18 protein-coding genes and 1 pseudogene are annotated in these 15,180 nt (G+C 54.6%); 11 read left to right on the top strand and 8 right to left on the bottom strand.

All coding sequences use genetic code 11. From position 1 onward, the window contains the following. The 3 genes and pseudogenes from ABGT74_RS08215 to yajC form a co-directional block, all read left to right on the top strand. Positions 1–255, top strand: a pseudogene (locus ABGT74_RS08215) (PTS fructose transporter subunit IIA); the annotation flags it as partial. Between the two features lie 114 nt (positions 256–369). Further along, a complete protein-coding gene (locus ABGT74_RS08210) occupies positions 370–1,551 on the top strand; it encodes an SIS domain-containing protein (RefSeq protein ID WP_346705167.1) in 1,182 nt (393 codons plus the stop codon). A 179-nt stretch (positions 1,552–1,730) separates the two neighbouring features. After that, complete coding sequence (gene yajC, locus ABGT74_RS08205) at positions 1,731–2,006, top strand: preprotein translocase subunit YajC (RefSeq protein WP_297283760.1); 276 nt, start codon at positions 1,731–1,733, stop codon at positions 2,004–2,006. A 21-nt stretch (positions 2,007–2,027) separates the two neighbouring features. Here yajC and ABGT74_RS08200 read toward each other — a convergent pair whose 3' ends face one another. Next, positions 2,028–3,203 carry an AraC family transcriptional regulator gene (locus ABGT74_RS08200; protein ID WP_346705166.1) on the bottom strand — a complete coding sequence of 392 codons (1,176 nt, stop codon included), beginning with the start codon at positions 3,201–3,203 and terminating at the stop codon, positions 2,028–2,030. Positions 3,204–3,362: 159 nt separating this feature from the next. Between ABGT74_RS08200 and nagA the strand changes: the two genes are divergently transcribed. Then, positions 3,363–4,508: an N-acetylglucosamine-6-phosphate deacetylase gene (gene nagA, locus ABGT74_RS08195; RefSeq protein ID WP_346705165.1), complete on the top strand. Its 1,146-nt coding sequence runs from the start codon at positions 3,363–3,365 to the stop codon at positions 4,506–4,508. Continuing rightward, complete coding sequence (locus ABGT74_RS08190) at positions 4,501–5,031, top strand: hypothetical protein (protein WP_297283757.1); 531 nt, start codon at positions 4,501–4,503, stop codon at positions 5,029–5,031. The genes nagA and ABGT74_RS08190 overlap by 8 nt, the downstream gene beginning before the upstream one ends. 47 nt (positions 5,032–5,078) lie before the next feature. Here ABGT74_RS08190 and fba read toward each other — a convergent pair whose 3' ends face one another. After that, on the bottom strand, positions 5,079–5,930 hold the full coding sequence (gene fba / locus ABGT74_RS08185; RefSeq protein ID WP_297283756.1) for a class II fructose-1,6-bisphosphate aldolase: 852 nt from the start codon (positions 5,928–5,930) through the stop codon (positions 5,079–5,081). 248 nt (positions 5,931–6,178) lie between these two features. On the opposite strand from fba, the gene ABGT74_RS08180 reads away from it, so the two are divergent. Beyond that, positions 6,179–7,498, top strand: coding sequence for a class II D-tagatose-bisphosphate aldolase, non-catalytic subunit (locus tag ABGT74_RS08180; RefSeq protein WP_346705164.1), 1,320 nt, complete (start codon positions 6,179–6,181; stop codon positions 7,496–7,498). Between the two features lie 60 nt (positions 7,499–7,558). Here ABGT74_RS08180 and ABGT74_RS08175 read toward each other — a convergent pair whose 3' ends face one another. The 6 genes from ABGT74_RS08175 to gpr all read right to left on the bottom strand — a co-directional run bounded on the left by ABGT74_RS08175 (position 7,559) and on the right by gpr (position 12,933). Then, positions 7,559–7,894, bottom strand: coding sequence for an arsenate reductase family protein (locus tag ABGT74_RS08175; protein ID WP_346705163.1), 336 nt, complete (start codon positions 7,892–7,894; stop codon positions 7,559–7,561). Between the two features lie 62 nt (positions 7,895–7,956). Beyond that, entirely contained in the window at positions 7,957–8,790 is an 834-nt protein-coding gene (locus ABGT74_RS08170) for a hypothetical protein (RefSeq protein WP_346705162.1), read from the bottom strand. Beyond that, the gene (locus tag ABGT74_RS08165) at positions 8,783–9,415 is read right to left on the bottom strand and encodes a hypothetical protein (protein WP_297283752.1); all 633 of its coding nucleotides are present in this window, start codon (positions 9,413–9,415) and stop codon (positions 8,783–8,785) included. The genes ABGT74_RS08170 and ABGT74_RS08165 overlap by 8 nt, the downstream gene beginning before the upstream one ends. Continuing rightward, positions 9,412–10,863, bottom strand: a complete 1,452-nt coding sequence (locus tag ABGT74_RS08160) for a spore germination protein (RefSeq protein WP_346705161.1) — start codon at positions 10,861–10,863, stop codon at positions 9,412–9,414. The genes ABGT74_RS08165 and ABGT74_RS08160 overlap by 4 nt, the downstream gene beginning before the upstream one ends. A gap of 45 nt (positions 10,864–10,908) precedes the next feature. Beyond that, the gene (locus ABGT74_RS08155) at positions 10,909–11,970 is read right to left on the bottom strand and encodes a stage II sporulation protein P (RefSeq protein WP_297283750.1); all 1,062 of its coding nucleotides are present in this window, start codon (positions 11,968–11,970) and stop codon (positions 10,909–10,911) included. 75 nt (positions 11,971–12,045) lie between these two features. Then, positions 12,046–12,933, bottom strand: a complete 888-nt coding sequence (gpr, locus tag ABGT74_RS08150) for a GPR endopeptidase (protein ID WP_297283749.1) — start codon at positions 12,931–12,933, stop codon at positions 12,046–12,048. A gap of 139 nt (positions 12,934–13,072) precedes the next feature. Between gpr and rpsT the strand changes: the two genes are divergently transcribed. The 5 genes from rpsT to ABGT74_RS08125 all read left to right on the top strand — a co-directional run. After that, positions 13,073–13,336 carry a 30S ribosomal protein S20 gene (rpsT, locus tag ABGT74_RS08145; protein ID WP_297283748.1) on the top strand — a complete coding sequence of 88 codons (264 nt, stop codon included), beginning with the start codon at positions 13,073–13,075 and terminating at the stop codon, positions 13,334–13,336. Between the two features lie 178 nt (positions 13,337–13,514). Next, positions 13,515–13,754, top strand: coding sequence for a hypothetical protein (locus ABGT74_RS08140; protein ID WP_297283747.1), 240 nt, complete (start codon positions 13,515–13,517; stop codon positions 13,752–13,754). Further along, positions 13,751–14,035 carry an autorepressor SdpR family transcription factor gene (locus tag ABGT74_RS08135; protein WP_297283746.1) on the top strand — a complete coding sequence of 95 codons (285 nt, stop codon included), beginning with the start codon at positions 13,751–13,753 and terminating at the stop codon, positions 14,033–14,035. Before ABGT74_RS08140 ends, ABGT74_RS08135 begins: the two co-directional genes overlap by 4 nt. Continuing rightward, positions 14,019–14,672 carry an SdpI family protein gene (locus ABGT74_RS08130; protein ID WP_346705160.1) on the top strand — a complete coding sequence of 218 codons (654 nt, stop codon included), beginning with the start codon at positions 14,019–14,021 and terminating at the stop codon, positions 14,670–14,672. Before ABGT74_RS08135 ends, ABGT74_RS08130 begins: the two co-directional genes overlap by 17 nt. Before the next feature lie 217 nt (positions 14,673–14,889). Then, positions 14,890–15,180 (top strand): S-layer homology domain-containing protein (locus ABGT74_RS08125; protein ID WP_346705158.1); only part of this gene is annotated, 291 nt, incomplete at its 3' end.

The following is a 15,180-nucleotide window of genomic DNA, read 5'->3' as shown; positions in this document are numbered from 1 at the left end:
GAAGGCATTTTGGTATTCTCCGACCTGCCGGGCGGCACTCCGTTCAAGACGGCGGTTGAAGTTGGTTTTCCGCGCGGCAATGTAAATGTTATCGCGGGCACGAATCTGCCGATGATGGTGGAGATTGCCATGTCGCGCAAGTTCATTGATGATTTGGAAACCTTGACGCAGTCTGCGCTGGAAACCGGCAAGGAGCAGATTGTTAAATACGAATTCAAGAAGGTTGAGCAGCAGGAGTCGGACGACGGTATCTGATGATACGGCTGGCTCAAATACTAGCTTCCACCTTACACACATAAAAAACGTTTTGGGTCATGACCTGCCGTGCGAATGGAAAACGCAGGGCGGGCCCGAAAGGAGAAAAGGAAAATGAACAAGATTTTTGGCGTTACTGCGGATAAGATGCAGGAAACCATGTCCACCTTTACGCTCAATGAGATCTATCAGCAGCCGGCAACTTGGAAAAAGACCTGTGCACAGATCAAGGAGCATAAGGATGAGCTGAAGAAGTTTATCGATCAGGTAATCACCTGTGAGGATTTTGACGTGATTCTGACCGGTGCCGGCACCAGCGAGTTCGTTGGCAACGCGCTGTTCCCGGCGTTGACCAGCAAGCTGAACTACAAGGTCAAGTCTTATGGCACGACCGATCTCGTTGCAACGCCTGAGGCATATCTGTCCCGTACAAAGCCCACGCTGCTTATCAGCTTCGGCCGTTCCGGTAACTCGCCGGAGTCCGTCGGTGCTATCGACGTAGCGGAGGCGGTTTGTGACAACATCCATCACCTGTTCGTGACCTGCAACAAGGATGGTGCGCTGTCCAAGCGTGCGGCCACTACGGGTAACTGCTATGCGATCAATCTGACCGATGAAACCCATGACCAGAGCTTTGCTATGACTTCGAGCTTCTCGAACATGTATCTGGCAACCCTGCTGTGCTTCCATCTGGATGATCTGGATGAGACGATCGCCAAGGTGGAGAAGATCATGGCATCTGGTCAGGCTTTCCTGGACAATAAGTACGGCATTGCGCAGAAGATCGTTGACGAATACGACTTCAACCGCATCGTATATCTGGGCAGCAACTGCCTGAAGGGCATTGCGCAGGAGTCTGCGCTGAAGATGCTGGAGCTGACCGCAGGCCGCGTTGTGACCATGTATGATACGCCGCTTGGCTTCCGTCATGGCCCCAAGTCCATCATTGATGACAACACCATTACGGTGGTTTACCTGAGCGACAATGCTTACACCCGTCAGTACGAGATCGACCTGATCAAGGAGATGAGCGGCCAGCGCAAGGGCAACAAGATTGTTGCTGTGATGAGCAAGGCAGATGATGCGGTTGCAGCACTGGTGGATTACACCGTAGTATATGATCAGGAAGGCGAGAACGAAAACGCGCTGCTCGGTCTGGATTATATCCTGTTCGCGCAGACGCTGGCTGTGCTTAAGTCCCTGTCGATGGGCATTACGCCGGATAATCCGTGCCCGACCGGTGAAGTAAACCGCGTTGTTAAGGGCGTTACGCTGTACCCCTACACCAGAGCGTAAAAGCGGTCTTATAAACAAAAGCATGGCGGCGATACTCTGTGTATACAGAGACAAAAGCGTTTCATGCTTTCGCCCGTGCGGCATGGGCAAAGAAAACGGGGCGGCCGCAGCCGCCCCGTTTGCATTTGTCCATCGTGCCATATGGGAATGATACCAAATGCGAGGAGTTTTAAAACAATATGAATTGGGAAGTAATCCTGTGGACCTGTGTAACCATTGCCGTGCTGCTGGTCGTCGTGGCGCTGGCCGTTTCCATCATGTCGGCGCGCAATATGCGTAAAAGCCGTGAGCGGATGGCGCAGCTGCAGTCGGATATCAAGGTTGGTGCGTCGATCATGTTTGGCGGCGGCATCTTCGGCAAAATCGTGAAGATCAAGGATGACCTGATTGATGTGGAAGTCAGCAAGGGCGTTGTCATCCAGATTTCCCGTTACGCCATTCAGACAGTGGAGTAAAGCCGTGACATGGCGAGGCGGTCAGTTATTCTCGCTGGCCGCAATTTCCCTTGCGTATTCACTGGGAGAAAGCTCGAAGTATTTTTTGAACAACCGCGAAAAATAGTGGATGGAGCTGAAACCAAGCATGTCCGCGATTTCACTGATGGTATACTGGTTTTCCCGAATCAGTTCTTTGCTCTTTTGCAATTTGATATTGAGCAAATAGCTTTTCGGGGAATTGTGCAGATACATCTTGAACAGTGCTTGCAAAGAAGTGCGGGACATAAAGAATTTGTGGCAGATCTGTTCGATGGTGATGGGTTCCGTCACCTTTTGTTCCATGTATGCCAGAATCTGCTGCAATAGGTCGCTCTGTGAATTCTGATTGAGGCTGAGCAGACTGTACTCTTCCTCCAACTCGTTGCAGAGCAGACACAGGCGGGTGATGGTTTCCTGCAAGTGGCAAAGCATCAGCGTTTGTGCATGCGGTGTGTGCATGGTGCTGTCCTCAATGATTTTGTAGAGCGCATCGCGCAGGCCATTGGTGCAATGAAATACATGACCCAGCAAAAGCTGTGATTCGGAAAGCTCCATATCAAAGGATACGGATAAGTAGTTGCAGGCATTGTCCTTTTGAAGCCGTTTGGCATGTTCGTTGTCCGGCTTGCACAGCATGAGGTCGCCTGCAGACAGCGTGCAGACCGTGTCGGAAAGGGTTACGGTCAGTGTGCCGTTGTGCACATAGAGCAGTTCGTAATATGCAGGGCCCGCGCGGTTGAAGCAATAGGCATTCTCTTCGGTGAAGTAATAGTAATCCAGAATTTCCAGCACATTGAACCGAACCGGCTGGAGCTGAAAGGTATACGGTTCAGATAGCGTAAGCTTGGTATAGCGGTTTTCTGGTGCAAGCAGATAATAAGCAGCTTCATCAGATACCGGCAAAATATTGAAGCAAACGCCGGGATGGATTTTCAGGTAATGGTGGATAGGAAAGGTTTTCAGATCAACAGGATCGGGCTGAGAGCCTACTACAATGGAGGCCAGTCCGCTGATCAATTCAATATACACTTCGCAAGGAAAGCAGAAAAGCTGCTCTATTGTTTTGGTATGCGTAAGAAACTGCATACAGGCAAGATGGTGTTCCTCCAAATCGATCGGTTCATAATAAATCGATCCGAATTCGAGAAAACTGTCATAAAAAGCTTGATTATTCATGGCAAATCCCCTATTGTCTGCTGCTTTGCATGTCTTGTAATAAGTACAAATCTCTTTTCTATTTTAGTATATTTTTGAGGCAATTGCAAGCATACCGGTATTGTAATAAATAGAAACCTTACTGAAAAGCGCAGCAATGGGATAGCAGGAGGAGAAAAAATGATTATTCAAAGTAAAAAGGTTTGGATTGCCGATCAGTTTGTCGCGGCGCAGGTCGAGATGGAAGACGGAAAGATCACCGGTGTGTATCCGTACGGGACCAAGCCGGTTGATAAGGATTACGACAGCGAACGCATTCTGCCGGGCTTTATCGACGTGCATTGCCATGGCGCCTATGGCTTTGACACCAATGATGCAGAAGAAGAGGGCCTGCGTTACTGGACGCGCCACATTGTAGAGGAAGGCGTGACCGCGTTCCTGCCGACTACGATCACCCAGAGCGAACAGGTGCTGACCGCGGCGCTGAAGAATGTGGCCAAGGTGGTTGCCGATGGCTATGAGGGTGCAGAAATCCTGGGTGCGCATTTTGAAGGCCCCTATCTGGATATGGTCTACAAGGGTGCACAGCCGGAGCAGTATATTGTAAAACCCACGGTGGAGCAGTTCAAAAAGTATCAGGAAGCGGCAAACGGCCTGATCAAGTATATCACCATGGCAACCGAAACCGATGAGGACTTCGCGCTGACCCGTTATTGCAGCGAGCATGGCGTGGTGGTCAGCATTGGACATTCCGCTGCGACCTATGAGCAGGCCGTGATGGCGGTTGCAAACGGTGCCCGCACGATGACCCATGTCTATAACGGCATGACGCCGTTTAATCACCGTGCGAACGGTCTGGTTGGTGCGGCTTACCGTATCCGCAGCATGTATGGCGAAATCATCTGCGACGGCAACCACTCTACGCTGGCAGCCCTCAATCAGTTCTTCCATGAAAAGGGCGCGGATCATGCGGTATTGGTTACCGATGCACTGATGGCAAAAGGCAAGCCGATCGGCTCGAAGTTCCTGTTTGGCGGAAATGAGATCGAAATCTATCCGGACGGCAGTGCGCACCTCACCTCGACCGGCGGTTTGGCAGGTTCGACACTGTGTGTCAATAAGGGCCTGCGTATCCTGATCGAAGAGGCTCAGGTGCCGGTCAGCACGGCGATCAACGCTTGCACCAAGAACCCGGCGGCTTGCTTGGGTATTGAGGATCGTAAGGGTGCCATCAAGGTTGGCTTGGATGCGGACCTGGTGGTGCTTGACCGCGATTACAATGTGCTCCAGACCTATTGCAAGGGAAAAGGAATGTTAGATGAGTAAGAAACAGCAAACCCCCAATACGCAGTTGTCCGGCAGAAACATCTATACGGATAAGAAAAAGCGCGTCATCTATTATGACGCGCTGACTAAGCAGGGCTATGTGATCGACAAGAAGAACGAAGGTTCGATCATGTTTTATCAGAACCGTCTGGTCATCATTTTGTTTGCAGCGATCCTGTGTGCAGGCACTTTCCTGACCTGGCAGCAGGCGACGCTTGCGGGCGTGGCGCTTTTTGCGGTGGTAGAGGTATACTACCGCAAAAAGCTGTTCAAGAACCTCGAAGTCGTGACAGATATGGACTTTGGTCGTCGTTTGACACCGCTTCAGTCCATTCTCGCACGCAAGAGCCGCGAAAAGGTGATGGCGCTGATCGTGCTTTGGGCAGCGTTCGCGATTCTCGTTCCGCTTAACGCCTATATGGAGCAGTATTCACTTGCTTTGATGGTGCTCAGCGGTGGCTTGGCGCTGGTTGGTGTGTATTTCTGTGTGCTGCATATCGTAGCACTCATTCGGATGAAGTGACAAATAAAAACCCATCGCGCCCGCGATGGGTTTTTATACAGAATTGTTTAGGCTTTGCCGGCAGAACCGCAGATAGCAATTTTGCCCTTGACCGTTTCAATGACGTTTGCAATACCGACTTTGCAGTATTTTTTGGGGTCAAACACGTCCGGGTCCTTCCGGAGGTATTCCTTGACGCCGTCGCTGAACGCGATGCGCAGCTCGGTGGCAAAGTTGACCTTGCAGATACCGCGGGTGATGGACTCCTGCACTGCTTCGTCCGGCACACCGGATGCGCCGTGCAGCACCAACGGAATGGAAACGACTTCGCGGATCGCGCTCAGGCGTTCAAAATCCAGCTTGGGCGTGCCCTTGTACAGGCCGTGTGCCGTGCCGATCGCAATGGCGAGCGAGTTAACGCCCGTGCGTTCAACGAATTCCTTGGCCTGCTGTGGATCGGTGAACGGGTTGCCGTCGCCACCCTCAAGGTCGTCCTCCTTGCCACCGACCTTACCCAGCTCGGCTTCCACGCTGATGTGGGACGGGGCGCAGGCATCGACCACGCGGCGGGTCAGGGCGATATTATCTTCGAAGGCATCATGTGAGCCGTCGATCATAATGGAGGTGTAGCCGGTGCGCAGCGCCTGCATGGCAAGGTCGAAGCTCTCGCCATGGTCAAGATGCATGGCAACCGGCACATCGGTGCGTTCAGCCGCCGCGCGCACCATGGCAAGGTAGTAGTCCAGACCGGCGTATTTGACGGTAGATGGTGTGGTCTGCATGATGACGGGGGAGCGCATCTCCTCCGCTGCACGGATGACGGCCATCACCATCTCCAAGTTTTCGACATTGAACGCGCCGACGGCATAATGACCGGCCTGTGCGTCCAGCAGCATTTTTTCTGTTGTTACCAAAGGCATAATCCAACCCTCTTTCTCCTGCATAATGCGGGATGTTTTGTGTTTCTATTTTACCATAGGGGAATCCGGATGAAAAGCCTTGCGGTGGAGAAATGTATTATACTGGTGGACAGCAGGGACAGATTGTGGCAAAAATGCAAATTATCGTTTAACAAACCCAAAGCCGAAATCAAAAAATTGTGTTACCATAATAGCAGGACCGTAGGGCTGTGCCACGGGCTTGCTGAAAATAAGAGGAGGAATTTTTTATGAATTATAATCCGCTGAAAAAGTTGGTAGAGCTCCAGAAGCAGGGCAAAAGCGTTGGTATTTATTCCGTTTGCAGCGCGAATGGCTATGTTATCGAGGCGGCGCTCAAGCGCGGCCTGTCGGACGGCTCGTGCGTTCTGATTGAGTCGACTGCCAACCAGTGCGACCAGAACGGCGGTTACACCGGTATGAAGCCGATGGATTTCAAGCAGTTTGTGTTGGGCGTGGCAGATAAAGTCGGTTTTGACAAGTCCAAGCTGTTCCTTGGTGGCGACCACCTTGGCCCGCTGACCTTTGCAGGCAAGCCGGAGGCTGAGGCGATGGCAGATGCGGAAGAACTGATTCGCCACTATGTTGGCGCGGGCTTTACCAAGATCCATATTGATACCAGCATGAAGGTCGCGGACGACGACCCGAATACCCGCCTGAGCGACGAGACGATTGCCCGTCGCGGCGCGCGTCTGGCGCGTGTGGCCGAGGAAACCTATCACAAGCTGCTCGAGACCGATCCGAACGCGATCGCGCCGGTTTACATCGTCGGCAGCGAGGTACCGATCCCGGGTGGTCAGGTCGGCGCAGATCAGGGCGTGCAGGTCACTCGCGTAGAGGACTTCAAGAACACGGTTGCAACCTTTGAGAACGCTTTCCGCAAGGAAGGTTTGGATGAAGCGTGGGACAACGTCATCGCCGTTGTGGTTCAGCCGGGCGTCGAGGAGAAGGACAGCGGCTGCACCGAGTATGACCGCGCTAAGGCAGCAGAGCTGATGGCGTCAATCAAGGACTTCCCGAATCTGGTGTTCGAGGGTCACTCGACCGACTACCAGACCAAGATCAAGCTGCGCGAGCTGGTTGAAGACGGCGTAGGCATCCTCAAGGTTGGTCCGGCGCTGACGTTTGCGATGCGTGAAGGCATGTTTGCGCTGGCATACATCGAGCAGGAGCTGCTCTATGGCACGGATATCGAGCCGAGCCATTTCATCGAGACGCTGGACAAGGCTATGCTGGCGGATGACAAGCACTGGAAGAAACACTATCAGGGCACGGAACTCGAAATCCGCATGAAGCGCAAGTATTCTTTCTCCGACCGCTGCCGCTACTACATGCCGACCCCGTCGGTGGAAGAGGCGAAGGAGCGTTTGATCGGCAACCTGCGTAAGTTGGGCATTCCGCTCAACCTGCTCAGCCAGTTCATGCCCATCCAGTACACTAAGGTGCGTGAGGGTCTGCTGGAAAACGATCCGGTCGCGCTGGTCGAGGACCGCATCATCAACACCATGGATGAATACCTGTATGCAACCCATCAGAAGGAACTGATGTAAGAGCGTTTGAAACAAACGAAAAGGACGGCGGAAAGCCGTCCTTTTTGTTTAGCACTTGATTTATTCCCAGTTTGCCCACACGTCCGGTTGATAGCCGACGGTAGCGTGCCTGCCGTTGCGCACGATGGGTGTTTTGAGCAGCGTGCCGTCCTCAAGCAGCTTTTCCTTTTTGTCCTCATCGTAGGCAAGGTAGGCGAGTGAAGCGTAGCCCTTGCTTTTTTCATCGAGCACCGCGTCCAGCCCGCCGACGGCTTTGAGCACACTGTCCAGTTCGCCACGGGACATGCCCTTTTGGGCCAGGTCGATCATCTGGAATTTGATACCGCGTTCTTTAAACCAACGCTGGGCTTTTTTGGTGTCAAAGCACTTGTTTTTGCCGAATATCTGAATGTTCATTGCATCCGTCTCCTTTGCCAACAGTATAGCAAAGCATACGGCGGGACGCAAGGGGGGATCGGTTATTGCTTGGCACGGCGAGACAAGCGCAGAACACCGTAGGAGTGGGAGAAGGGCAGCAGCAGTACGCAGGCGAGTGCAGCGCAGCGGCCAAGCTCGCAAAGCAGCAGTGGGACGGCGAAAAACACTTCGCCGTGACGCGCAAAATCGCCAATTGCGGCAAGCCCTGCTGCGGAGAAATTCGGATAGGGCAGCAAGGCGGCAGTATGCACGCCAAGCAGCAGCGTGGTACGCAGAGAGATCAGTGCAAATAACGCACCGCCAGCGGCCAGACCGCGTGCCGCCGCGCCGGAAAGCCGTTCCGGCAGGGAGAGCGAGAGCACAAGCGAAGCGGGTAGCAGACGCAGCAGGATACGGCCGGTTTCGCGCGGCAGCGTGGCATCGGGCATGCCCCAGTGCATCGGTTGAAGCTGTGAAACGGTCAGGACACCGCTCAGTATAACAATGACTCCCGCCAGCCACGCAACCGGCAGCGCCCACATAGCGCAGCGGTTGAGTCCGGATGTTGCTGCGAGCATGGTACAGACGGTTAGGAGCAGGATCAGGCTCCAAAGTGGGCGGGAGGAAAACACCGTGCTGCGCAGAAAGACGCCCATGCGGGCAAGTGAGGACGTCAGCGGCCAGAGCGCAAACAGCGCAAGCAGCCATTGCAGCACACGGGACTGCTGCCAGATGGGGGCAAGGCGCGCACCGCCTGCACAGATCAAGGCGCAGATCAGGCTGGCCAGTGCCGCGGCATAGACGGTTTGCGTGCCGGCGGCGGTGTACAGGATCTCGCTCAGGGGCAGCAGCGCGAACAGCGCAGCGCCCCAGCGGGGGAATAAGCGTTCACGCATGGACACCGCCTCCAATCTCATCGCCGTCGAGGAAGCAGGACAGCCGCTCGTTGGCAAATACGGCCGTACCTGCGGGCGCGGTTTGGCCAAATTCATCCAGATACAGCGCGGGCAGGATGGCGGTGCCGTCAGCATGCAGTACTTCGGATACACGATAGAGGGGCATATCGGGCAGCGTTCCTTCCTGTGCAGCGCGGTCAAGCAGTTCACTGAGCGCATAGACTTCGTCATCGGCTTGCAGCAGGTCAGTTGCCGTGCCGTCGCGTACGACCGCGACGCGCAGACTGAGCCGCACATCGTTTTCTGTGCACAGGTAATCCGCCAACGGTAGGATGCTTTCCTCTGCGACGCTTTCACTGATGAGCAGCACCTGCGCATGGCTTAGATACAGTTCTCCGGGCAGGATGTTGCTGAGGTTAGTAAGCAGCTCAGGCAGGTCGCGCCCCGTAGCGGAAAGATAGGCGGGTGAGGCGGCGTCATCCAGACTGTCCTGTCGCACGACTTCTGCGGTCAAGCGGTAGACATCGTCCGTGCGGTCGAGCGCAAGCGCAGAGACCGGTGAGACTTCGCGGGCGCAGCCACACAGCAGCAGGGAAAGCAACAGCAATATTCCGGGCAGTTTCAAGGTTTGTCCCCCTTTGATGAATTCCGTTTGACCGCAAAGCGGTCGTGCCGCATGAAAAACCATGGAGCGCGCAGCCAAGCGTCCTCTTGCTCGGCCTGTACACGCGGGATTAGGTTGAGCAGATAGGGCACCGAGCACGAGTGCATCCGACAAAGCCACGTTAATACCAACGCGAGTGCGAGACTGACACCGTACAGACCGTAAGCGGCAGCTCCGGCCAGCAGCGCAAAACGCAGCCACAGGGTTGCGGTTTGCAGCTTGGGCACCATCAGGCCGGTCACCCCAGCGATTGCGACCACAATCACGGTCGGCGCGGCGGCAAATCGCGCCGAGACCGCAGCCTGTCCGAGCACCAAGCCGCCGACAATGCTCATCGTCTGGCCCATCGCGCCCGGCGTGCGCGCTCCGGCCTCCTTGAGTGCTTCCAGAACGAGCAGCAGCAAGAAGGTCTCCCATCCGATGGGCAGCGGCACGCCGCGTTGTGCCGCCGACACGGCAAACAGCAGCCGGGCAGGTACCAGCTCGCGGTGATACAGCATCAGCGCGATATAAACCGCGGGAAAAGTGATGGTAAAGATAAAGCCTGCCACACGCAGCAGGCGGGACAGATTGGCCTGCAAAAAGCTGATATAGTAATCGTCGTTAGACTGGAAGCATTCCTGAAACAGAAAGGGTGCGGTCAACACGACCGGACTACCGTCCACCACGATGGCGCAGCGGCCCTCTACGAGCCGCGCGGCGACCACGTCCGGGCGTTCGGTCGTGCCAAGGGTGGGGAAGGGCGACAAACGGTGGTCGCGGATGCGTTCGGCCAGATAGTTGGCATCCAGCACACTGTCGATATCGAGCGCCTCCAGCTTGCGCTTGAGATGAGCGATCAGCTTTTGCTCGCACACCCCAGCCAGATAACACAGGCAGACGACCGTATTGGTGCGGCTGCCGATGCGCAGAAAAGTGAATTTGAGCCGTTTGTCATTCAGCCTGCGGCGAATGAGGGCGAGATTGGGCATAAAACATTCGGTGAAGCCCTCGCGCGGACCGGAGAGCACCCGCTCGTTTTCGGGTTCGGACGCACTGCGCACGGAAAATCCTTTGGTGTTGACCACGACCGGCCGCGCTTCGCCTTCGGTGAATACCACCGTATCGCCGTACAGAAAGGAGGCAAACAGCTTGGAAACGTCGGTCTCCACGCGGCTGTCGTTGATTTGCAGCACGGTTTGGCAAAGCGTTTCTGCCGAGGCGCAGCTCAGGTCGGAGCAGACAATCGGCCGAATGACGCTTTGGTTGATCGCAATGTTATTGACCATGCCGTCGAAGAAGAATACGGCACAGGAAAGACCGGCATGACCGACCGCGCGGCGCGTGACGAAGGTGTTATCGCCCTGAAAAATGGTCTGCATCAGGCGGATGTTGCTTTCCAAATCGGTGGAAAATGTGATGGTATCCATGCTTTCACCCCTTATCAGGGGTATTTTGTGCCAAATGGAGCGGGCTTATACGTCGTTGAGGTCATCGGCCAGCGTTTGTCCGAACAAACGGATGGCAGCGAGCGCTTCCGGCATGGTATTGCCCGAAGAGCCGACTTCAATCAGCATCGAGCCAGTACGTACATGCTGGTTGAAACGCTGTGTGCGTAGATTCACCGGACGCATCAAACCGGGATAGGTGCGGTTAAGCTGGTATTGCAGGCCGGTGACATAGTTCAGATTTTCCTGCCAGTTGGGGTGGGTCAGTCCGCCGTCGTCCGTGCCGACTACGAACATCAACTGCGCCATTTCTTCGCCATTGATGGTGCAGGAGGTTTTGTAGGCCTGCCCGTCATCGGTCAGAATAGAGTCACGGTGCAGGTCGATGACGATTTGAATGGATGGATATTCTTCGACCGCCTGCTCGATGGCAGCGAGCGAACGGTCATACGAACCGGAATAGGCAGGAGAGTCGAAAATATCGCGAATATGCACGGTTTCGATACCGTTATCCTGCAAAACGCTTTGCAGCTCGTCACCGACACGCACAACGTTATAGCGGGTGTCGGTCGTGCGTTCGTTTTCGGTCGGTGTGTAAGGAAAGGCAGCATCCGGCGTGTAGCTTTCGCTGCCGTGCGTATGTACGATGAGCACCTGCGGGCCGTCTCCACTGACATGGATGGCAGTGTCAGATGCCAGGCAGGCCGCCACATCGACAGCATAGGAGGTTTCGTTGTTGACTGTGATGGTGGCAGCCTTATCTGCGGCATCCAGCACCGGATTGTCGTTTTCCTCTTCCTGCGGGATATAGGTGCTTTCTGCAAGCGGGCTTTCCGCGTCCTCGCTCAGGGCGGATGCCGCTGTGCGTGGGACAAAAACCGCAGCCTGATCTGGCGAAAGCCCCAGCTCAAGCGATACCGCGCGCAGAATAAAATCCCCGTTTCCAGCCAGACGCGTCAACGCCTGCTGCGCGGTGGATTCGCCGCCCATACGCGAAAACAGCAGCAGCGAAGCGGCAATGCACAGCGTAACGGCGGCAGGCAAACCGATGCCGCGCCGCCGCCGAGTGGATTTTCTGTGTCTTCTCATGGTTGCCACCTCCCTGCGTTTTGTTCTATCATACGCCCGTCCGTGCGCGAGTATGACCGAAAGATGGCAGGAGGTTTAAGACAAATACAGGTCGATGTCACTGACAGACAGGTGCGGGTGTAGCGCCATGTTGACGGCATAGCCGATCACGCGGGCAATATCGGCAACTTCGCGGTCGATATCGCGCGTGGTGACCATGACGGGTAGGGAGAGGTCGTCGAGGGCTTCGCAGGAGGGTCCGCCAAGCTGTGCGGCGATTTCGTGCGCGAGCGTTGCGCCGTCGACGACGGTGGGCACGCCGATGGCGATGACCGGCACGCCAAGCGTTTCGCTGTTGAGCGCCGCGCGTGCATTGCCGACACCCGCGCCGGGCGTGATGCCGGTATCGGCCAGTTGAATGGTGCGCAGCAGGCGGCTGAGCCGTCCGGCGGCAAGCGCATCCACCGCGAGTACAGCGGCAGGTTTGACACGATCCAGCACACCACAAATGACCTCGCCGGTCTCCACACCGGTCTGACCCAATACACCGGGGGCAAGAGCGGATACCGGACGCCAAGAGGCGAAAACATCCGGCACTTGCTCGACCAGATGGCGGGTAGCGATGACATGGTCGATTGCCTGCGGGCCGATGGCGTCCGGGGTAATCATACGGTTGCCGAGTCCCGTGACCAGCACCGGGCCGGAGGATGCGCTGTCCGGCAGCAGATCAGCCAGAAGCGTGCTCAGCGCGCGGCAGGCGCGTGGAAATGCATCCTCCTCACGCCGGACGAGCACATCCAGTTCCAGCGTTACATACCGTCCGCAGGGCTTGCCGATTTCCCGCGCTGCGTGCTCGGTCAGAATTTCCACTTCGTTAACCGAAAAACCTTCAATCGTGCGATCGGTCTGCCGAACCTGCCGCAAGTTGGCTGCATGGGGCAGATTTTGTACTGCTTCCACTGCCAAATCCGTGCGAAAAGCCATTGCATTCACTCCTTTTTTGAGTATTTTACGGCACATCGGATTTTTTATACAGAATCATGGAAAAAAGACTTGCATTTTGGGAAAAGTGATGGTAGAATAGAAACACTGACGAATAGATAACGAAGGAGGTGTTTTCGGAATGCCCAACATCAAGTCTGCAAAGAAGCGTGTCAAGGTTAACGCTGTCAAGGCGATGAACAACCAGATGGCGAAGAGCGCGCTCAAGACCACGCTGAAGAAGTTCGATACGGCTGTTGCTGCCGGCGATAAGGCGGAAGCGACTGTTGCTTATACGACCGCTGTTAAGGCGGTTGATCAGGCGGCTGCCAAGCACCTCCTGCATAAGAACAACGCGGCCAACAAGAAGAGCAAGATGACTACCAAGCTCAACGGTATGGCGTAAGAGTTCGCAATAGAACAAAGGAAAATCCCGAGACAACAGTCTCGGGATTTTTTTTGTATTTCTCCCCAAATACAGCTCAATTAATTATTTAGATAAATATCAAAATGATGCTTGACAAATGCGGGAGGGTGTTGTATCTTTCAATTAGACGATGATCTAAATGAGGGAGGGGAGAGCAGTGGGGATTGCAGCATGCGTGGTGCTGCTGGTATTGGCAGCATTGATAGTAGCGCAGGCGCGCGCCTTGGCGCGGTGTCGATTCTGGTGTAAATCGTGCGGTCAGTTGTTTGCACTGCCGTGGACAAAGCTGCTGTTCCGCCAGCATGTGAATGAGGAATGGCGGCTGACTTGTCCGCATTGCGGTCACAAAGGTTGGTGCATCGCGCGGCGGAATGGAAAGGATGAGGATACAAAATGAGTTTTCAACAGACATTCAAAGCGCTGTCCGATCCGATTCGGCGGGATATTCTTGGTTTGCTGCGCGCGGGTCCTATGGCGGCAGGGGAGATCTGTTCGCATTTTTCGGTTTCCGGTGCGACGATCTCGCACCACCTGTCTATTCTGAAGGATGCCGGTCTGGTGCTGGACGATAAGCAGGGGAAGTACATTTATTATGAACTGAACATGTCTGTGGTCGATGAAATTCTGGAATGGGTCACGGCTCTGAAAGGTGGTAGCAATCATGAAGAAAATCAGTAAAACACAAGTGGCGGTTTGGATTTTGGCGATTCTTCCGGTAATCTTGGCGGCAGCAGTGTATGCGTACCTGCCAGCAGAGATCCCGATGCAGTGGGATTTTGGAGGGGAGGTAGGTTATGAGCCAAAGTGGCATTTGTGGATTGTCGCATGTCTTGGCCCGTTCCTTGCAGTGTTGTTTTACTTTATGCCGCGATTTGATCCCAAAAAACGAAACTATGACAAATTCTTCGGATCATATCTCGGTTTTCAGGCCATTATGATGTTATTTGTTCTGGTCATGAACGGGATTTGTGTGGTAGAGGGACTGCAGCCGGGTACAGTCGATGTCGTCATGGTGATTTGTCTGGTGGTGAGCCTGATGATGGTATATTTGGGCAATGTCATGCCAAAGTTCCGCATGAATTGGTTCTGCGGCATCAAAACGCCGTGGACACTGTCAAGTGAATCAGTGTGGCGACGTACACACCGCGTCGCCGGACGGCTGTATTTTGCGGCCGGTGTGTTGGGCGTTATCGGTGCGTTTGTGCCCAACAATGCGGTTCGCTTTGTGATGCTGCTTGTGCCGCTTGTGGCGGTGTCTTTGGCGTCGATGGTGCTCAGTTACCGGTGGTATCGGGAAGAACAGCGTGCCGGATGAGGAGGAAGCCACACAATGTTCCCCACGCGCAGCTATTACGAAAAGTGATAGAAAAATGGGGAAAAACGTGGGAAATTGCGAATAATGAAAACCGAAATAAGAATTTTATTCAACTTTTAACTTGCTAAGTGGGGACAGATGTGCTATACTTTTGCAGTAAGTTTACATGGGTGGAGGAAATCCCCCATGTTGTTCACCTTACGGCAAGGAGAAGATTATGACAAGAACGCGTAAGCTGGTGGCAGCGATGCTGCTGGTTGCCGTCGTTTCGGTAAGCGTGCTGACAGCCGCGCTGGCGACGGACACCACGGAAACCTATGCGTATTTGCCCGATCACTCTGTTTATTTCTATGACGTTACAGAGAAGTACGCATGGGCCCACCGCGAAATTGATACGCTTGCGGTTGCAGGGGTAATCAAGGGGAGCGGTAATCATCTGTTTTACCCGGGCAGCGCCATTACCCGGGCGGATTTCATTGTGATGCTGGATCGTGCATTTGGCATGAGC

This window comes from uncultured Agathobaculum sp. (genome assembly GCF_963927765.1).
Classification (GTDB): domain Bacteria; phylum Bacillota; class Clostridia; order Oscillospirales; family Butyricicoccaceae; genus Agathobaculum.
The sequence above is the reverse complement of the archived record's forward strand: the minus strand, read 5'-3'. Positions and strand labels throughout refer to the sequence as shown.